The organism is Pseudomonas sp. p21 (genome assembly GCF_001642705.1).
GTDB lineage: Bacteria > Pseudomonadota > Gammaproteobacteria > Pseudomonadales > Pseudomonadaceae > Aquipseudomonas.
Genome location: NZ_LWBV01000001.1, coordinates 266,490 through 285,039, shown reverse-complemented (window position 1 = coordinate 285,039; position 18,550 = coordinate 266,490). Strand labels below are relative to the sequence as shown.

The window sequence follows — 18,550 nt, the reverse complement described above, 5'->3', positions numbered from 1 at the left end:
TTTTTGAAAGCGTGCAAATTTTTTTTGAAATGAGTGTTGACAGGGGGGCCGTTCAAGAGAATAATGCGCGCCATCGGCTACATAGCTCAGTTGGTTAGAGCATAGCATTCATAATGCTGGGGTCCGGGGTTCAAGTCCCTGTGTAGCCACCAAACAAGACGAAGGGCTTACCGCAAGGTAAGCCCTTTTTCTTTGCCTGCGAAAAATACCACAGGCCTGCCCTCCTTCTCCCGCCTCAACGCATGCCGGTAACAGCCACGGCCAGGCCAAGCCCTATCAGCGCCAGGCCGATCACCCGATCCACCAGCATCTGCCGCTCGATCATCGCCTTGCGCAATGCCGTGCTGGAGAAGAACACCGCCACCAGGCTGAACCACAGCCAGTGAGCAACGGACATGAAAGCGCCGTAGGCAAAATCCAGCACCAGCGGGCTACCGGGCTTCACCACCTGGGTGAAGGCGCTGATGACGAACAGCATGGTCTTGGGGTTGAAGGCGTTGGTCAGAAAGCCCGTGCGCAGGGCCTGCGTCACACTGGCGGCGGATGCGGCGCCCCCGTCGAGGCTGATGCGCCGGGTGTTGGTGAGCGACTGGTAGCCCAGATAAACCAGGTAACCCGCGCCTAGCACTTTCATGCCCAGGAACAAGGCCGGGCTCTGGCTGATGATCACCGCGATGCCCAGCACCGTGTACAGGACATGCACCTGCACCCCCAATGCAATGCCCACGGCGGCAGCCAGCCCGGCCTTGCGGCCTTGTGCATAACTGCTGCGGGTGACCATGGCGAAGTCGGCACCAGGGCTGATGACGGCGAGCAGGGTGAACAGGGCGACGGCGATGAGTTCGGTCATGCTGGTGGCTCTCGATAGGCGATGGAAATGCACAGACCATGCAATTATCGAGAGCTTATAGCCCGGGAAAAATCGATTTATAGTGAAGCAAATCTGATAGCTTTCCTCACAGTTATATAGAACCTGTGCCGGCCTCTTCGCGGGTAAACCCGCTCCCACAGGTGATGCGCCGCCCTCAGGTTCGGAGAAGTTCCTGTGGGAGCGGGTTTACCCGCGAAGAGGCCGGTACAGGCAACCAGGGATGCCATGAAACTGCCTCCACTCAACGCCTTCCGCTACTTCGACATCGCCGCCAAAACCGAGAGTTTCGTGCGCGCCGCCGAGCACCTGCACGTCACCCACGGCGCGGTCAGCCGCCAGGTGCGCCTGCTTGAAGAAAGCCTTGGCGTGGAGCTGTTCGAGCGCCGCAACCGGGCCATTTTCCTCACCCCTGCCGGTCGCGCTTTGCAGGGCACCACCCAGGCGATCTTCGAGCAGCTCGAAGGCGCCGTGCAGCGTTTGCAGCAACAGGCCCGCGACAACGTGCTGGTGCTGTCGTGCGAACCGACCATTGCCATGCGCTGGCTGATCCCCCGCCTGCCCCGCTTCCATGCCGCCCACCCCGACCTGCAGTTGCACCTGGTCGCCGCAGGCGGGCCCCTGGACTTCGCCCGCAGCGGTGTCGACCTGGCAATACGCCGCGACGACTTCCACTGGGACAAGCAGCTGTACCACCAAAAAATCTGCGACGAATGGATCGGCCCGGTGTGTCACCCCACCTCCCCCATCCAGCTTGAAGGCCAACGCCTGCTGCACAGCGCCACCCGCCCCGGGGCCTGGCCCACCTGGCTGCGCCTGAGCGGCCAGCAGGCTCGGCACACCGAGCGCAGCGACTTCGAGCATTTCTACCTGTCGATTCAGGCTGCCAGCGCCGGCCTGGGCCTGGCCATGGCCTCAGCCCTGATGGTGCGTGACGAACTCGACAGCGGGCAGTTGCAGGCGCCATTCGGCTTTGTACGCGACGGCTCGGCCTACCACCTGCTCAGCCCGCAGCCCTTGGAAGACGGCGGCAAGCGCCAGCGCTTCGCCGCATGGGTGATGGGCGAATGCCGGGGCTGCCTGGCTCATCTGGGCTTGATACAGAACGACGAACCCGAACGGCCATCACCACCCCAGGTACGGTAACCCGCGGTATCTACATGAATACGCCCGGACGGATAGCGCCCCAGGCCCATGTTCCAGGCCTGGCCATACTGCTGCCAGAAACGGCACAGCGGGTTGGGGTCCGCCCAGGCGGGTAGCAGGATATCGACGGCGAAGGCACGGGTGTGGGCGCTATTGGCTGCCCCGCCGGCGCAGACGTTCAGGCGTGGGTCGCGGTAGGCCGAAACCACCTCGAACTGGCGCAGGATGCCTTGGTCGTCGAGCGCCTTGATCAGCGAGAGCGTCGAGCGCACTGCCGGCCAGTTGCTGGCAGGTGGCACGGCGAAGGGTGACGCGCGGCACAGCTTCCAGTCCGAGGCCGAACGCAGCAGCTGATGGATCGGTACCACGCCATACAGGCGCGCATCCACCAGCATCTCGCGAAACGGCCGGGTCTGATGGTCCCCGGCCCATTGCGCGAACAACCACAGATCACGCTCATCGGCCTGCGCTGCAGCACACAGCATGCCCAGTGTCAGCGCCAGCCATCCAGCCCTTTTCATCCCCGCTCCCCCTGCCACAGTATGTGCAACACTGCCGAACACGGCAGCGCCCAACAAGGAGTTAAGCATGCACAAGATTGCCTTACCGAGCCTCGCCGCCCTGGCCTTCAGCGGCCTTGCCGCCGCCGACGCGCGCATCGACCTGGGCGACGCCCAGCGCGTTACCCGCCTCTTCGCCTTCCCCAACAACTGCCACGTGATCTGTTATCGCGACTGGACCCTGGAGCAAACCGTCGAACACTACCTGACCCAGAGCGTACGCCGCGACGGCCATGCCGCCGCCCAGGTGCATGTAAGCCGCGACAATGACCGCCTGCACGCAACCATCAGTGGTGTACCCGCCAGCTATGCCAAGCCGCTGCGCAAGCTGCTCGACAGCGGTGAACTGGCCTATCAGGGGGCCACCCGGCTGAACAAGGACGGCAAATGGTCCTACGACTGGTACCTGTTCCTGCCACTGGGCATGGCCCTGCAGAACCGCCGCAGCATCGAACTGCTGCACTTCCCGCCGGACTACTCGCTGACCCAGGCCCAGGACTACCTGCGCTCCAACACCACCGACCGCTGGGCCGAGCTGCTGACATTCAACGGCGTCGACGCCAGCCAGACCCCGGCCTACCAGACCATCATCGATATCGCCCCCATCGCCGCACCGGCCAGCGCGGGCGAAGCGCTCAAGGACACCTACAGCTACTTCAAGGACTACCAGGTGCGCATGGTCAGCGAGATGACCCTGCAGAACCCCGCCAGGCCCCTGCCGATGGTGGCCTTCGGCGCGCCGGTACGCAGCTGGATCCAGCAACAGTACGGGCCGCAGGTGGATGTGCTGGGCCTGGTCAGCATCAGCCCGCAGCCAGGGGCCAAGGTGCCGGTGCTGGGCGCCAACCACCCCAGCGCCATCTGGTATGCGGCGAACAAGGACAGCCACGGTGGCAACGAGGATGCAGCCAATGCCGCCGGCTTGAAAATGATGGGGCAGGACCTGACCGCGGCATGCTGGCAGGCGGGGATGGGGCGCAATCAACGGGCCGATGCCAAGCTGACGCTGGACGCCTGCTCGACCAAGTGGCAGGTGACGCAGAAGAAACAGACCTGCGAGCTGTTCTTCCGCACCGTGCGCAAGTACACGCCAGAGCAGGCGGCAGCCAAATGCAATACCGGCAGCGTGACCAGAAGCCTGCGCGACCTGGCCAAGCCGATAGAGGCTCAGCCGCAGGACCTGTGACCGGCATACCGTTTCTTCGCGGGCACGCCCGCTCCCACCCGTGATGTGCAAGGCATGAGGCCTGTAGAGTACCTGTGGGAGCGGGCGTGCCCGCGAAGAGGCCGGTGCAGGCCTGCTCAGTCTTCGAGCAGGGTGCAGGCCATCACCAGCGCATCCTCACGGCCGCCGGCAACCGGGTAATAGTCGCGGCGGCGGCCGATTTCGTTGAAACCGTAGCGCTCGTACAAACGATAGGCCGACTGGTTGCTGGCGCGCACTTCCAGGAAGCACTCGCGGCCATTGAGCTGGTAGGCCCGAGCCATCAGGTGTTCGAGCAGGCGCAGGCCCAGGCCACGGCCCTGGTTTTCCGGCTTGACGGTGATATTGAGCAGGTGCGCCTCGTCGATGATCACGTTGATCACGCCATGGCCCACCTGCTGCTGGCCGTCGAACATCAGCCAGATTTCGTACGATTTGAGCGCATCCTGAAAGATCCCACGGGTCCAGGGATGACTGAACGCGGCATATTCGATCTTAAGTACGGCATCCAGATCCGCCTCGGTCATCGGGCGGAAGCTGATCGAGTCACTCATTCAACGCTCTTCCAGCGCGCCATCAGCTGGCGCATGGCTTTCCAGACGTCCGCCTTGCGCTGCGGCTCGTCCATCAACAGTTCAAGGCCCGGCAAGGCCCAGGCTTCGCCCAGGCCCTCGAGCTTCAGGGTTTGGTAATAGGCATCGCCATCGGCATTGGCGGCAAAGCGCAGCGCCGGCAGGCCGATCAGCCACAGGCAGGTGCACGGGGTGTCCTCCAGGCGCGCCTGGACAAAGCCCTGGACGAAATCGCGCGCAGCCTCCGGGCCCTGGTCCATGTTGCCGCGCACCAGCAGCGGCCAGCGCACCGGCTCGCCGATGATCTGCGGGGCATCGGGCAGGCCGGCGGCTCGCAGCATGTCCTTGAGCAGCAGATAGGACGGGTCGCGGCTCTGGAACGGCTGGCCGGTGGCCAGTTCTACCAGCAGCAAGCAACTGCCAGCGCGCAGCAACTGCAGTGAGAAGCGCGGGGGCGGCACCGGGGCCGCGCGCGGTGGTGCGGCCTGCTCCTCGGCCTCGGCGGGCTTGGCGGGCTTGGCGGCCGGCTTGGGCACACTGCCCGGGCGCGGAACCTCGATTTTCGGCCGCTCGCCGGAGCGGGCCTGAGGGGCGGCGGGCGCCTCGTTGGCAGCCGGTACCGGCCTGACGTCGAAATCGAGGTCCTCGACCGGCGCCACCGGCAGCAGCAGCTCGGGGCGCGACGGTGCAGCGAACGGCAGTTCGGCGCGCGGCAGCCAGTGCACCACTTGCATGGCGGAAAGGTAGGCGCGGCGACGGGGTTCGGTGAGCAAGGGGCGGGTTTCCGAGGGGTGGAGACAATTGGCCATTCTAACGCCGTTGGCATTCGAGTGCCGCAACTGGTCGGCGGATTTTTATTGCCTGTACCGGCCACTTCGCGGGCACGCCCGCTCCCACAGGTACTGCACACAGCCTGAAGTGTGTGCAGTACCTGTGGGAGCGGGCGTGCCCGCGAAAGGGCCAGTGAAACCCTCATCAAAGCAAGGGTTATCCCCCATTACAGACCAAGGGGTGAAAACCTCCCCCCCGGATGCAGTACAATCGCCCCCTTTTTCTTGGCAACGAGTCGAAGCCAATGATCGAACCCAAGCGCGTCCTGCGCGCCCTAGCCGAACACTGGGCCCTGATCGAGCCACTGTGCGAGCGTTTCGACCAGGGCACCCTGAGCCTGGTCGAATTGCGTCAGCATGTGGCCCGCCAGCAGGTCGAAAGCACCCCGCAGGACATCACCCAGCTGCTCGACGTGTGGATCCGTCTGGATATCCTGGTCCCGGTGGCCAAGAGCCCGAACCGTTTCGAGCTCAACGCGCAAATCCACGACTTCCTCGCCTACCTGCGCCGCGAACACCGGCTGGGCCTGTGCCTGGAGATCGAAGCCTACCTGCGCCACCTGGAACGCCTGGCCGGGCATATCCAGGACGCCTTCGACAACCGCGACAGCGACGACCTGGCGCGCCAGCTGCGCCTGCTCGACATGCGCGTGCGCGATGTACTGAAGAAACTCGACAACGACGAGCAGGCACTGGTGGCCGTGGCCGAGCGGGCCAAGACCAGCAACCGCCAGATCCCGCTGCGCCAGCGCTATGCCGAAGTACTGGCGACCTGGGACGAGTATGTCGAACCGATGATCCAGCTGGTCAACGCCGACGGCGCCTTCGAACAGGGCGTACGCAAGGTCGAAACCGTATTGCTGAAGCTACTGGGTGAACAGGCGCGCCTGGGCCACCTGGTCGACGACGACATGCTGCTGCGCACCCACGCGCGCATCCTGGAAATGCAGACCAGCGCTCAGCTGACCCTGCGCCACGCCCGCGAACTGCTGCTGCCGCTGCGCGAAGAGGCCCGCCGGCACAACGCCGTGACCCGTGGCGCCGCACTGGCCCTGTCGGTGATCCGGCGCAAGGGCATCGACGCCGTGCCGCAAGCGGCCATGCCGATGTTCACCCGCCCGCAAAGCACCTTCCTCGGCAGCGCCAGCCAGGTCGAGGCCTATGTCTACGCCCTGGCCCGCTTCGAGCCCAAGCCGGCGCGCTTCCCCAAGGCCCACAAGACCCAGTCCGGCGCCCTGCCCCGTGCACCGCGCACGGTCAAGGAAATGGCCGAACGCTGCGAACAGGCCCTGCCGCTGCCCGACCTGATGGTCTGGCTGCTGGAGCAGGAACCCGAAGGCGCCACCGACGAGCTGCTGTACTGGTTCTCGCGCCTGTCGCGGGAAAAGCGCTTCAAGCGCGAACGCCTCGACCGCCGCGAGTACATCACCCAGGAACACCTGGTCAGCCTGCGCTCGTTCGCCCTGACTTCCAGCCGCGAAGACGCCGCCAGCGCGCCTACCGAATCCAACGCGAGCCCAGCCCATGCATCTTGATCTTTCCGAACTGTCCCAGCTCGCGCCGATCTTCCGCGAGCTGTTCAAAGGCTTCCACGTCAGCCGCCGCGACCCCGAGCTGTACGCCCAGCTGTCGAACTTCCAGGACCAGTACCGCACCCTGTTCAAGGCCTTGGGCTTCGAACTGGTGTGCGACACCCGTGGCTTCTACTACTTCGTGCCGGACATGACCGCCGCGCAGGTCAACAAGACCGCGCAGCGCCTGTCGCTGTTCACCTTCATCCTGGTCGAACACCTGGCCGACCAGGGCCGCGACCCGATGGCCGTGCTCGATGGCGGCAGCATCGGCCGTGACGAACTGCCCTCGCTGCTGGACAAGTACCGCGACCTGTTCCTGCAGGCCGAAGTGCAGACCGTGGACGAGCTGGAAGAAAAAATCCTGCGCCGCATGACCCAACTCGGCTTCGCCTTCGAGGAAGGCGGCATCTACCGCTTCCTGCCACCGATGCACCGCTTCCTCGACGTGTGCCTGGCCGTGCAGCAGGACCGCGACCTGGCGGCCACCCTGCACAGCGACCTGCCGCTGCCGACCCCGGTACTGGTCGAGGAAGAAAGCCCCGAAGAACTCAACCGCACCGACGACCCGCTCGACCTCAGCCCGTTCGAGGGCGAGGAAAGCGAAGAGCAAGCCCTGGCCCGGGCCATCCGCGAAGAGCAACAGGAGATTGACGCATGAGCCAGGAACGCTACGGCATCCGCCGCTTCGCACTGCTCAACACCGCCGGCTACAGCCTCGGCCTGTTCCCGCTGGAACACCCGCTGTCGGTATACGGTGCCAACAACCTGGGTAAATCGGCGTCGATCAACGCCCTGCAATTCCCTATCCTGGCGCGCATGTCGGACATGAGCTTCGGCAAGTACAGCCTCGAGCAGTCGCGCCGCTTCTACTTCGCCAGCGACACCTCGTACATTCTCTGCGAGCTGAGCCTGCCCCACGGCCCGCACGTGATCGGCGTGGTTGGCCGCGGCCCGGGCGGCGGTTTCGGCCACCAGTTCTTTGCCTACAAGGGCGAACTGGACCTGGCCCACTACCAGAAGAACGACACCTGCCTGCGCCAGAAAGAGCTGTTCACCAACCTTGAGCGCCTCGGCATCAAGGCCTACGAGCTGAAGCCGGATGAACTGCGTCGTCTGCTGGTCGGTGGCCACACCTCGGTGCCGCTGGACCTGACCATGATCCCGCTGCGCTCGACCAGCGAGCAAAGCCTGAAAACCTTCCGCGCACTGTTCATCAACCTGCTGCACATGCGCGAAATCACCGCCGCCAAGCTCAAGCAACTGTTCCTCGATGCCTTCGAGCACAGCCTGCGCTCCGGCAGCGTCGACTACATCGCCGCCTGCGAGGAAGCCTTCCGCGACGTGCGCCGCATGGAGCAGGACTACAACGCCCTGGTCGCCGCCGGCCCGCTGGTCGAGGCCCTGGCCGGTGGCGTGGCCCAGCGCGACATCCTGCGCGGCAAGCTGCACCGCATTTCGCCAGTGCTCGACACCCTGCTGGGCACCTGGCAGGAATACGCCATGGCGCGCAAGGAAGAGCTGGTGATCCAGGCCGAGCACTACCGTGGCGAGCAGGACCGCCTGCAGAACGACCAGCGCGGCGGCACCCAGGAGCTGATGCGCCTGGAGCGTGAAATCACCGGTATCCAGCGCTGGCTGGGCGAGCTGTCGGTGCTCAAGCACCGCTTCGCCCTGGTCGATGACGTCAAGGTGCTGGAGCAGCAACTGCTGGCGGCCAAGGACGCCCACGACGAACTGGCCGGTGCCCTGGCCCAGTCGCGGCAGTTCAGCGCCGAAGACCTGGACGAACGCGTGCGCGACCTGGAAAAGCGCCTGAAGCAGGTCAAGCAGCAGCTCGACCACGCCGACAACAACAGCTACGCCCGCCTGCGCGAAGAGTTCTCGCAGCAGGACGTCGACCGCCTGATGCGCCTGTTCAACGGCGCGCTGTTCAGCCTGCCGCTGGGTGACCGCGGTATCGAACTGGACGACAGCGACCTGTGGGTAAAATCGCTGGAAGCGGTGCTCGACGGCTTCAAGGGCGAACGCTTCGAAGCCCCAGGCCTGTCCATCGACCTGTCGCACATCGACCCACCGGCGCTGCAGGCACTGGCCGACCGTGCCGCCCTGCGCGATCAGAAAGAGCGCCTGGAAAAAGAGCTGAAGCAGCTCAAGACCCAGCAAGCCGTGGCCGCCGACCGCTCCGCCTCCAAGGCGCAGACCGAAGCCCTGTACCAGGAAGTACTGGACGCGCAGAAAGCGCTGGAAGACTTCCGCCGCAGCGAAACCCTGGCCGCCGAAGAGCCCGAGAAGCTGGAACAGCTGTCGCAGCTGGAAGCCGCCCAGGACGAACTCAAGCGCTCCAGCGACGCCTTCACTGAACGCGTCCAGCAACTGTCGGCCAAGCTGCAGCTGGTCGGCCGGCAGATCGGCGACCTCGAGGCCAAGCAGCGCACACTGGAGGACGCCCTGCGCCGTCGCCAGCTGCTGCCGGCCGACCTGCCCTACGGCACACCGTACATGGAAGCCATCGACGACTCGATGGACAACCTGCTGCCACTGCTCAACGACTACCAGGACAGCTGGCAGAGCCTGCAGCGGGTGGACAACCAGATCGAGGCGCTGTACGCCCAGGTGCGCCTGAAAGGCGTGGCCAAGTTCGACAGCGAAGACGACATGGAGCGCCGCCTGCAGCTGCTGGTGAACGCCTACGCGCACCGCACCGACGAAGCCCTGACCTTGGCCAAGGCCCGCCGCGCCGCGGTCACCGACATCGCCCGGACCTTGCGCAACATCCGCAGCGACTACGACAGCCTCGAGCACCAGCTGGCCCTGTTCAACCGCGAGATCAACAGGCGCCAGGTATCCAACCTGGAGAGCTTCCGCGTGGTGCTGGCGCCGAACAAGGAAGCGCTCAAGCATATCGACCAGATCATCCACAGCGCCGGCCAGTACGAAGAAGGCGAAACCCTGTCGGTATTCGACCTGACCCAGAGCGCCGAGCAGGACAACAAGAACGAAGAGGCCAAGGAATACCTGGCACGGCTGGTGGCGGCCAACCACAACCAGCTGGGCCTGAAGGACCTGTTCGAGCTGGCGTTCGAGATCACCAAGGTCAACGGCCAGCCGGTGATCCATGCCGACATCGACGGTGCGGCATCCAACGGCACCACCATGACCATCAAGGCGCTGACCAACATGTACCTGTTGCTGCACCTGATGGACCGCGACCTGGCCGGGCGCATCCGCCTGCCGTACTACCTGGACGAAGCGGCGGACATCGACGAACGCAACCAGGCTGCGCTGCTGGAAACCAGCCTGCAGCTGGGCTTCGTGCCGATCCTGGCGAGCGTGAAGCCGCAGGTGTCGGCGCGGGTGGCGATCGACCTGGAAGGTGGTAGCGGGCCGAATGGCATCTACATCGACGAGGCGGACTGGAAGTTCATCAGCCGTCGGGATGAGGTGAAGGCGGTTGTGCGTGAGGATCATCAGGCCGAGGAATTGGCCTGATATCGGTGCATCGGGGCCGCGTTGCGGCCCTTTCGCAGCACAAGGCTGCTCCTACAAAGGCCTGGCGTACGCCGATCAAGTAGGAGCAGCCTTGTGCTGCGAATGGAGGCCAAAGGCCTCCCGGCAATCTGTCAGGCTATCAATGAGCCCAAGGCAGAATCGGAATAGCGGTCACCGCATTCTGCGGGCTGCCTTCGATCATGCGGTCGCTGTACACCAGGTACACCAGCGTATTGCGTTTCTTGTCGAGGAAGCGCACCACCTGCATGGTCTTGAACACCAGCGAGGTGCGCTCCTTGAACACTTCCTCGCCATCCTTCAGCTCACCCTTGAAGTTGATCGGCCCGACCTGACGACAGGCAATCGATGCCTCCGCCCGGTCCTCCGCCAGCCCCAACCCACCCTTCACGCCGCCGGTCTTGGCCCGCGACAGGTAGCAGGTCACGCCCTCGACCTTGGGGTCGTCGAACGCCTCGACCACAATACGGTCATTCGGCCCAAGGAACTTGAACACGGTGGACACCTGGCCGATTTCCTCAGCCCCGGCCAGCATTGGCAGCACCAGCGCTGCCACGCCGATCACGCGCTTGAACAGGCTCATACCAACACCAGATTGTCGCGGTGCACCAGCTCAGGCTCGGCGATATAGCCCAGCACGCTTTCGATGACATCGGATGGTTGGCCGATGATCTTTTGCGCTTCCAGCGCGCTGTAGTTGGCCAGGCCGCGGGCCACTTCAACACCGTCCGGGCCGACGCACACCACCATCTCGCCACGACGGAAGCTGCCCTGTACGGTCTTCACGCCAACCGGCAACAGGCTCTTGTTGGCCTGGCGCAGCGCCTGCACGGCACCGGCATCCAGCACCAGGGTGCCACGGGTCTGCAGGTGGCCAGCCAGCCACTGCTTGCGCGCGGCAAGCATGCCGCGCTCGGGCGACAGCAAGGTACCCAGACGTTCGCCAGCCTTGAGGCGATCCAGCACGCGCTCGATGCGGCCACCGATGATGATGGTGTGGGCACCGGAACGGGCGGCCAGGCGCGCGGCGCGCAGCTTGGTCTGCATGCCGCCACGACCCAGGGCGCCACCGGTACCGCCGGCCACGGCATCCAGTGCCGGGTCGTCGGCGCGGGCCTCGTAGATCAGCTGGGCGTCGGGGTTGTTGCGCGGGTCGGCATCGAACATGCCATCGCGGTCGGTGAGGATCACCAGCAAGTCAGCCTCGACCAGGTTGGCCACCAGCGCCGCCAGGGTGTCGTTGTCGCCGAAGCGGATCTCGTCGGTGACCACGGTATCGTTCTCGTTGATCACCGGCACCACGCCCAGGTCGACCAGCGTGCGCAGGGTGCTGCGGGCGTTCAGGTAACGCTTGCGGTCGGACAGGTCGTCATGGGTCAGCAGGATCTGCGCGGTGTGCTTGCCGTGCTCGCCGAAGCTCGACTCCCAGGCCTGCACCAGGCGCATCTGGCCGATCGAGGCAGCGGCCTGCAGCTCGTTCATCGCACTCGGTCGCGAGGTCCAGCCAAGCTGGCTCATGCCGGCAGCCACGGCCCCGGAGGAGACCAGTACCAACTCCACGCCTGCCTCACGCAGCGCGACCATCTGCTCGACCCAAACGGCCATGGCACCGCGGTCGAGGCCTTTGCCATCGGCGGTCAGCAGAGCACTGCCAATCTTCACGACCCAGCGCTTGGCGCCCGTCACCTTGCTTCGCATCTTCTTCCAACCTATGTCGAATCTGTAGATACCGTGGATACAAAAACGCCGCTCCAAGGAGCGGCGTTTAGTGTACTGCAACCGGTCAGTCGCGCACGTAAATGATTTCCGGGCCGTCTTCGTCGTCCTCGAAATCATCGTCCCAACCATCATCATCGCCGATGTCGTGCACGCTCTTGACGCCGGTGCGACGCAGGGTACGGGCGTCGTCCAGGGCCTGCAGCTGGGCACGGGCTTCGTCTTCGATGCGCTGGTCGAGGTCAGCCAGCTCTTCGGCATAGGCCGGGTCGTTGGCCAGGCGGTCGGCGCGGTCTTCGAGGTAGCGCATCAGGTCGTGGCTGAGCTTTTCGGTACCCTGTTTGGAGATGGCCGAGATCACGTACACCGGGCCCTCCCACTGCAGGCGCTCAACCACTTCCTTGACCCGCTCGTCGCGCTCGTCTTCCATGACCATGTCGGCCTTGTTCAGCACCAGCCAGCGCTCACGCTCGGCCAGCGACGGGCTGAAGCGGGTCAGCTCATTGACGATGACTTCGGCGGCATCGGCCGGGCTGCTTTCGTCCAGCGGCGCCATGTCCACCAGGTGCAGCAGCACGCGGGTACGCGCCAGGTGCTTGAGGAAGCGGATACCCAGGCCGGCACCTTCGGAAGCACCTTCGATCAGGCCAGGGATGTCGGCGATGACGAAGCTCTTCCAGCGGTCGACGCTGACCACGCCCAGGTTCGGCACCAGGGTGGTGAACGGGTAGTCGGCCACTTTCGGCTTGGCGGCCGAAACCGAGCGAATGAAGGTGCTCTTGCCGGCGTTCGGCAAGCCCAGCAGGCCGACGTCGGCCAGCACTTTCATTTCCATCTTCAGGTCGCGCTGCTCACCCGGCTTGCCAGGGGTGGTCTGGCGTGGCGCACGGTTGGTGCTGGACTTGAAACGGGTGTTGCCCAGACCGTGCCAGCCGCCTTGGGCGACCATCAGCTTCTGGCCCGGGGTGACCAGGTCACCGATCACTTCCTGGGTGGAGGCGTCGATCACGGTGGTGCCGACCGGTACGCGCAGGAACAGGTCGTCGCCTTTCTTGCCGGTGCAATCGGTGCTGCCACCGTTGGCGCCACGCTGGGCCTCGTGGTGACGGGTGTAGCGATAGTCGACCAGGGTGTTGAGGTTTTCGTCGGCGACCATGTACACCGAGCCACCATCGCCACCGTCACCACCGTTAGGGCCACCGTTCTCGATGAACTTCTCGCGACGGAAGCTCATGCAACCGTTGCCACCATCACCGGCCTTGACCCGAATGGATACTTCGTCAACAAACTTCATTCAAAACCGCCTCTCGCCTGCTGGCGAGTTGAATACCTGAAAAACCTGAGGCTCTTGCAAAAATGAGCGCGGCGGCCCCGTACGACCGTAGAAACCCACGCCGGCAGCCCATACAAACAGCTTTGCAAGAGGCTCACCACAAACGAAAAAGCCCCGTCGCATGACGGGGCTTCTGGAGCGACGTCGCGATTAAGCGGCGACGATGCTCACGTAACGGCGCATGAACTCGCCTTTTTTCTCGAACTTGATCACGCCTTCGATCTTGGCGAACAAGGTGTGATCCTTGCCCATGCCAACGCCGTAGCCAGCGTGGAATTCGGTGCCGCGCTGACGGACGATGATGTTGCCTGGCTTGATAGCCTGGCCGCCATACATCTTCACGCCAAGGCGTTTCGATTCTGAGTCGCGACCGTTACGAGTACTACCACCAGCCTTCTTGTGAGCCATGGTTCAATTCTCCAAATAAATTCAGGGGATCTAGGGGATTAAGCCTGGATACCGGTGATTTTGATCTCGGTGAACCACTGGCGGTGGCCCATACGCTTCATGTGGTGCTTACGACGACGGAACTTGATGATGCGAACCTTGTCGTGGCGGCCTTGCGAAACGACTTCGGCCACTACTTTAGCGCCAGCAACAACTGGAGCACCGATGGTGACTTCTTCACCGTTGGCGACCAGCAGGACGCGATCGAAGGTCACGGATTCGCCAGTGGCGACTTCCAGTTTTTCGATCTTGAGGAATTCACCTTCAGCGACTTTGTACTGCTTGCCGCCGGTAACGATTACTGCGTAAGACATGGTATTTCTCCGATAATCCTGCTCACCCAGCGCTTTATATGATGAGTATTGGCTGGCATGGCTGCACAGGGCTGGAACGGCCCGGCGCAATTGCGTAAGGCAGGTGCTGCCCAGGAAGTTAGGGTGCGCGATTGTACGCAACCGCGGTTTTGCTTGCAAGTGCCGCCCCCGGTGCGCTGGTACCGCGCCTTGACACACCGGGACCCGCGACCTAGCATGCCGCGCAACCTCACTGGAGCAGCCGATGCAACCCCAAACCTTCTACCGTGCGGTGGCTGATGATTTCAGCGCCGTCGACGAGATCATCAAGAAGCAGCTGACCTCGCGCGTGCCGCTGGTATCGAAGATCGGCGACTATATCACGTCCGCCGGTGGCAAGCGCCTGCGCCCCCTGCTGGTGCTGCTGTGTGGCAAGGCCCTGGGCCGCGAAGGCGACGACCTGCGCCTGCTGGCTGCCACCATCGAATTCCTGCACACCGCTACCCTGCTGCACGACGACGTGGTCGACATGTCCGGCATGCGCCGTGGCCGCTCCACCGCCAATGCCCTGTGGGGCAACGCGCCGAGCGTGCTGGTGGGCGACTTCCTCTATTCGCGCTCGTTCGAGATGATGGTCGAACTGGGCTCGATGCCGGTCATGCAGATCCTGTCCAAGGCCACCCGTGTGATTGCCGAGGGTGAAGTGCTGCAGCTGTCGCGGGTACGCGACGCCAGCACCACCGAGGAAGTCTACATGGAGGTCATCCGCGGCAAGACCGCGATGCTGTTCGAAGCCTCGACCCACAGCGCCGCCGCGCTGGCCGAAGCCAGCGACGAACAGCGCGAGGCCCTGCGTACCTTCGGTGACCACCTGGGCGTGGCGTTCCAGCTGGTCGACGACCTGCTGGACTATAAAGGCGACTCGCAGACCCTGGGCAAGAACGTCGGTGACGACCTGGCCGAAGGCAAGCCTACCCTGCCGCTGATCTACACCATGCGCGAAGGCACCGCCGAACAGGTTGCGCTGGTGCGCCAGGCAATCCAGAAGGGTGGCCTGGAGAACCTGGAGCAGATTCGCGTGGCGGTTGAGGAGTCGGGTGCACTGAACTACACGGCGGAGCTTGCGCGTGACTATGTGAAGCGTGCCATCCAGTGCCTGGAAGTGCTGCCAGCCAGCGAATATCGTGATGCACTGGTCGAGCTGAGCGAGTTTGCTGTCGCGCGTACTCACTGACAGATCGCATCAATTCCATTCGCGGGCTTGCCCGCTCCCACAGGACAAGCACAGCCCTTGAGGCTGGCACTATCCCTGTGGGAGCGGGCAAGCCCGCGAATGCTTTTGTCCGGACATAATCACTTTCGCAGAAATACCTTTTACAATTCGGGTTTTTAACCGCCCGTCTGTTTGTTTGAGGAACCGAAGTGAGCACTCTGCCACCCTGCCCAAAATGCAACTCCGAATACACCTATGAGGATGGCACTCAGCTGATCTGCCCTGAATGCGCCCACGAGTGGTCGGCCAGCGGCGATGCCGAAGCGGCCAGCGACGAGGTGGTGAAGAAGGACTCGGTTGGCAACATCCTGCAGGACGGCGACACCGTCACCGTGATCAAGGACCTCAAGGTCAAGGGCTCGTCCCTGGTGGTCAAGGTCGGCACCAAGGTCAAGAACATCCGCCTGTGCGACGGCGACCACGACATCGACTGCAAGATCGACGGCATCGGCGCCATGAAGCTGAAGTCCGAGTTCGTACGCAAGGTCTGATTTTCCAGAAATACGCCAATTGGCGCTTGCTATTTAGCTAATAAGAATTATTCTCATTGGAGTCGCTATCCAAGGAGAATAGCCATGACTTATCTGATCGACGCCTGGCTGGACCGCCCTCACCCCTACCTGCGCATCCTTCATCGGGAAACCGGCGAAGTGTGCGCGGTGCTTGAAGAAGAAGCGCTCGACGAGCTGCGTGACCAGGGTGACCTGGACATGAGCGGGTTGAATTCGAGTGAACCGGGGGTGCTCAAGGAGCTGGTGCGGAATCTGTTTCTGTTCTGCTATGCGCGGGCGTTGCGCCCCGGGGGAACGGACTGGAACTGAGGCTGGCAGGGCCGGCCTCTTCGCGGCGGTTCGTCGCCACGATGAACCCGCTCCCACAGGGGCCCCACAGCGCTGAAGCATTGTGAGGTCCCTGTGGGAGCGGGTTCACCCGCGAATGGGCCGCAAAGCGGCCCAAGCGGTATTACAGAACGTCGAGCAGCTCGACGTCGAACACCAGCACGCTGTGCGGCGGAATGCTGCCAACGCCTTGGGCGCCGTAGGCCAGCTCGCTCGGCACGTACAGGCGCCATTTGCTGCCAGCGTTCATCAGCTGCAGGGCTTCGGTCCAGCCAGCGATCACACCGCCCACCGGGAATTCAGCCGGCTGACCACGGTCGTAGGAGCTGTCGAACACAGTGCCGTCGATCAGGGTGCCGTGGTAGTGCGTGCGCACGTTGTCTTCGCGGGTCGGCTTGGCGCCTTCGCCGGCGGTCAGCACTTCGAACTGCAGGCCCGAGGCCAGGGTGGTGATGCCATCACGCTTGGCGTTCTCGACCAGGAATGCCTTGCCAGCAGCAGCTGCTGCTTCAGCCTTGGCAGCCGCTTCGGCTTGCATCACGTCGCGGATGACCTTGAAGCTGGCCGACAGGTCGGCTTCGCTGACGCGGCTTTCGGCGCCGTTGAAGGCGTCGGTCAGGCCGGCCAGGATGGCTTCCAGGCTGACACCTGGTGGCGGGTTGTCGCGCAGCTGGCCGCCCAGCTGACGGCCGATGCCGTAGCTGACGCGAGTTTCGTCGGTGGACAGGTTGAGTTCGGACATTGTCGTGCTCCACTGCAGGGCGCAGTGAAGCCGCGCCCTTGATGAAAAGGGCGAGCAGCCTAGCACACTGGGGCGCTGCGAGCAGCTACCAGGCCGAGCGCTGGGAAATCGGCACCTTCAAGTCTTCTTCCGGGTGCGTGCCCATGCCGCACATTTCGTCCTGCACCGACCAGTGCACCAGGTTCATCGAGACCATGGGGATGGTTTGCAGCAACTTGCGCGCATCCTCCACCGAATGCACGCGCAAGCGTTCACCACGGGTGTCGGACAGGGGGTGGGCGTGGCCTTTTACCCGGGCCTCGAGCAGGTAGTCACCGCCTTCGATGGCGATCAGGTTCAGTTCGTCGACATGGCCAGCCCTGGCCTCGGTGTTGAGCTGATGCAGGTTCATGAGAGCACCTCGCGATGGGAACCACGCATGAGAGCTCATTTTTTGTACAGAAAGGGAGAATGCACAAGGCATGACTGACGCCGCTCGTCAGTTGGACCGTGCCGGCCTCTTCGCGGGCTTGCCCGCTCCCACGGGGATTGCGAAGAGGCCTGAAAGGCTCAGTGCTTGGTCAGCTTGTCCAGGTAGCCCATGCAGAATGCCGAGACCACGAAGGTCATGTGGATGATCACGTACCACATCAGGTAATCGGTGGAGATATTCTGCGCGTCCATGAACACCCGCAGCAGGTGGATGGACGAAATGGCCACGATCGACGCTGCAACCTTCATCTTCAGCGACGAAGAGTCCATCTTGCCCAGCCAGTTGAGCTTTTCCTTGCTCTCGTCGATGTCCAGTTGCGAGACGAAGTTCTCGTAGCCCGAGATCATCACCATCACCAGCAGGCCACCCACCAGCGACATGTCGATCAGCGACAGGATTACCAGGATCAGGTCGGCCTCGCTCAGGGCGAAGACGTTGGGCAGGACGTGGACCACTTCCTGGAAGAATTTCAGCGCCAGGGCCAGCAGGCCGAGGGACAGGCCGAAGTAGATAGGTGCGAGCAGCCAGCGCGAGGCATACATCGCGTTTTCGAGGATACGTTCCATGGAGGATTGGGACTCATCAGGTGACTAAAAAAGCGACGCGGAGTATAGCCAGCCACCTGTTACAGCAAAAGCCCGGGGCTGCCATGCAGCCCATTCGCAGCACAAGGCTGCTCCTACAGGGGACGCGGTTACCTGTATGCTGCGAATGGGCCGCAAAGCGGCCCCCAGCATCAATCAGGTCTCAGGATGAAACTGGTAATCCCCCAGGTTCCGGCACCGCTCGCCATTGATCCGCCGCAACTGCGCCTGCAGATGCAAACACCAGATCTGCGGATCCTCGGCCACCTGATACCCATGCAAGGTCAGGCTGTCGACAATCGCATTGAGCACGGATTCGGCCACCAGCGGCCCATGGAACGGCCCTTGGGCCTTGATTGCGGAGGGTTGTTCACCGGCCATGCCGGCGGCGAACAGCAACGTCCACATGCCGTTGTCCCCGGCCAGCGGACGGATGCTGCATTCGATGCGGGTCACCAGGCCCAGGCACTGGCGTGTGAGGCTGAGATTGCGCATGGCCGCGCCCCCTCCAATAAGCCTTGTTCAGCCTGGACCTCAGGCTGTTTCCATCCTGAACGCTAATACCGTCCTTAAGTTCCAGCATAGAAGAA

General features: G+C 63.5%; 21 protein-coding genes and 1 tRNA gene. 9 read left to right on the top strand and 13 right to left on the bottom strand.

Features of this window, described 5'->3' with window-relative positions; translation table 11 throughout:
• The first annotated feature begins 75 nt into the window (after positions 1-75).
• A tRNA-Met gene (locus A4C63_RS01405) sits at positions 76-152 on the top strand.
• Between the two features lie 83 nt (positions 153-235).
• Here the strand turns inward: A4C63_RS01405 and A4C63_RS01400 are convergent.
• A complete protein-coding gene (locus tag A4C63_RS01400) occupies positions 236-850 on the bottom strand; it encodes a LysE family translocator (protein ID WP_063911197.1) in 615 nt (204 codons plus the stop codon).
• Positions 851-1,096: 246 nt separating this feature from the next.
• On the opposite strand from A4C63_RS01400, the gene A4C63_RS01395 reads away from it, so the two are divergent.
• Entirely contained in the window at positions 1,097-2,014 is a 918-nt protein-coding gene (locus tag A4C63_RS01395; protein WP_063911196.1) for a LysR substrate-binding domain-containing protein, read from the top strand.
• Here A4C63_RS01395 and A4C63_RS01390 read toward each other — a convergent pair.
• Positions 1,954-2,535 carry a D-Ala-D-Ala carboxypeptidase family metallohydrolase gene (locus A4C63_RS01390; RefSeq protein WP_063911195.1) on the bottom strand — a complete coding sequence of 194 codons (582 nt, stop codon included), beginning with the start codon at positions 2,533-2,535 and terminating at the stop codon, positions 1,954-1,956. The genes A4C63_RS01395 and A4C63_RS01390 overlap by 61 nt on opposite strands.
• A gap of 67 nt (positions 2,536-2,602) precedes the next feature.
• Here A4C63_RS01390 and A4C63_RS01385 point away from each other — a divergent pair, with 67 nt between their 5' ends.
• A complete protein-coding gene (locus tag A4C63_RS01385; protein ID WP_063911194.1) occupies positions 2,603-3,760 on the top strand; it encodes a hypothetical protein in 1,158 nt (385 codons plus the stop codon).
• 116 nt (positions 3,761-3,876) lie between these two features.
• Here the strand turns inward: A4C63_RS01385 and rimI are convergent, their stop codons facing one another.
• Both rimI and A4C63_RS01375 read right to left on the bottom strand, forming a co-directional pair.
• Positions 3,877-4,332, bottom strand: a complete 456-nt coding sequence (gene rimI, locus A4C63_RS01380; protein ID WP_063911193.1) for a ribosomal protein S18-alanine N-acetyltransferase — start codon at positions 4,330-4,332, stop codon at positions 3,877-3,879.
• Positions 4,329-5,123, bottom strand: a complete 795-nt coding sequence (locus tag A4C63_RS01375; RefSeq protein ID WP_063911192.1) for a hypothetical protein — start codon at positions 5,121-5,123, stop codon at positions 4,329-4,331. The genes rimI and A4C63_RS01375 overlap by 4 nt, the downstream gene beginning before the upstream one ends.
• A 302-nt stretch (positions 5,124-5,425) precedes the next feature.
• On the opposite strand from A4C63_RS01375, the gene mksB reads away from it, so the two are divergent.
• The 3 genes from mksB to mksF are packed head-to-tail and all read left to right on the top strand — an operon-like array spanning position 5,426 to position 10,243.
• The gene (mksB, locus tag A4C63_RS01370; RefSeq protein ID WP_024086237.1) at positions 5,426-6,715 is read left to right on the top strand and encodes an Mks condensin complex protein MksB; all 1,290 of its coding nucleotides are present in this window, start codon (positions 5,426-5,428) and stop codon (positions 6,713-6,715) included.
• The gene (gene mksE, locus A4C63_RS01365) at positions 6,705-7,412 is read left to right on the top strand and encodes an Mks condensin complex protein MksE (protein ID WP_063911191.1); all 708 of its coding nucleotides are present in this window, start codon (positions 6,705-6,707) and stop codon (positions 7,410-7,412) included. The genes mksB and mksE overlap by 11 nt, the downstream gene beginning before the upstream one ends.
• Positions 7,409-10,243, top strand: coding sequence for an Mks condensin complex protein MksF (mksF, locus tag A4C63_RS01360; RefSeq protein WP_063911190.1), 2,835 nt, complete (start codon positions 7,409-7,411; stop codon positions 10,241-10,243). The genes mksE and mksF overlap by 4 nt, the downstream gene beginning before the upstream one ends.
• Positions 10,244-10,382: 139 nt before the next feature.
• On the opposite strand, the gene A4C63_RS01355 is transcribed toward mksF, so the two are convergent.
• From A4C63_RS01355 to rplU, 5 genes are all read right to left on the bottom strand, one after another.
• A complete protein-coding gene (locus tag A4C63_RS01355) occupies positions 10,383-10,844 on the bottom strand; it encodes a CreA family protein (RefSeq protein WP_019096697.1) in 462 nt (153 codons plus the stop codon).
• On the bottom strand, positions 10,841-11,959 hold the full coding sequence (gene proB, locus A4C63_RS01350; RefSeq protein ID WP_063911189.1) for a glutamate 5-kinase: 1,119 nt from the start codon (positions 11,957-11,959) through the stop codon (positions 10,841-10,843). Before proB ends, A4C63_RS01355 begins: the two co-directional genes overlap by 4 nt.
• A gap of 85 nt (positions 11,960-12,044) precedes the next feature.
• Complete coding sequence (gene cgtA / locus A4C63_RS01345) at positions 12,045-13,271, bottom strand: Obg family GTPase CgtA (protein ID WP_063911188.1); 1,227 nt, start codon at positions 13,269-13,271, stop codon at positions 12,045-12,047.
• 189 nt (positions 13,272-13,460) lie between these two features.
• Complete coding sequence (rpmA, locus tag A4C63_RS01340) at positions 13,461-13,718, bottom strand: 50S ribosomal protein L27 (RefSeq protein ID WP_046616804.1); 258 nt, start codon at positions 13,716-13,718, stop codon at positions 13,461-13,463.
• Between the two features lie 38 nt (positions 13,719-13,756).
• A complete protein-coding gene (rplU, locus tag A4C63_RS01335) occupies positions 13,757-14,071 on the bottom strand; it encodes a 50S ribosomal protein L21 (protein WP_003247466.1) in 315 nt (104 codons plus the stop codon).
• Between the two features lie 244 nt (positions 14,072-14,315).
• Between rplU and A4C63_RS01330 the strand changes: the two genes are divergently transcribed.
• The 3 genes from A4C63_RS01330 (at position 14,316) to A4C63_RS01320 (ending at position 16,144) form a co-directional block, all read left to right on the top strand.
• Positions 14,316-15,284 carry a polyprenyl synthetase family protein gene (locus A4C63_RS01330; RefSeq protein WP_063911187.1) on the top strand — a complete coding sequence of 323 codons (969 nt, stop codon included), beginning with the start codon at positions 14,316-14,318 and terminating at the stop codon, positions 15,282-15,284.
• Positions 15,285-15,472: 188 nt separating this feature from the next.
• Positions 15,473-15,814, top strand: a complete 342-nt coding sequence (locus A4C63_RS01325; RefSeq protein WP_009686103.1) for a zinc ribbon domain-containing protein YjdM — start codon at positions 15,473-15,475, stop codon at positions 15,812-15,814.
• An 84-nt stretch (positions 15,815-15,898) separates the two neighbouring features.
• Positions 15,899-16,144, top strand: coding sequence for a hypothetical protein (locus tag A4C63_RS01320; RefSeq protein ID WP_003256316.1), 246 nt, complete (start codon positions 15,899-15,901; stop codon positions 16,142-16,144).
• A 142-nt stretch (positions 16,145-16,286) separates the two neighbouring features.
• Here A4C63_RS01320 and A4C63_RS01315 read toward each other — a convergent pair whose 3' ends face one another.
• The 4 genes from A4C63_RS01315 to A4C63_RS01300 form a co-directional block, all read right to left on the bottom strand.
• The gene (locus A4C63_RS01315; RefSeq protein ID WP_063911186.1) at positions 16,287-16,904 is read right to left on the bottom strand and encodes an FKBP-type peptidyl-prolyl cis-trans isomerase; all 618 of its coding nucleotides are present in this window, start codon (positions 16,902-16,904) and stop codon (positions 16,287-16,289) included.
• A gap of 85 nt (positions 16,905-16,989) precedes the next feature.
• On the bottom strand, positions 16,990-17,295 hold the full coding sequence (locus A4C63_RS01310; protein WP_012270429.1) for a DUF6482 family protein: 306 nt from the start codon (positions 17,293-17,295) through the stop codon (positions 16,990-16,992).
• 158 nt (positions 17,296-17,453) lie between these two features.
• Positions 17,454-17,942 (bottom strand): TIGR00645 family protein, encoded by a 489-nt coding sequence (locus tag A4C63_RS01305; protein ID WP_003247486.1) that lies wholly within the window; start codon positions 17,940-17,942, stop codon positions 17,454-17,456.
• 174 nt (positions 17,943-18,116) lie between these two features.
• Complete coding sequence (locus A4C63_RS01300; protein ID WP_003247487.1) at positions 18,117-18,455, bottom strand: hypothetical protein; 339 nt, start codon at positions 18,453-18,455, stop codon at positions 18,117-18,119.
• Positions 18,456-18,550 lie beyond the last annotated feature (95 nt).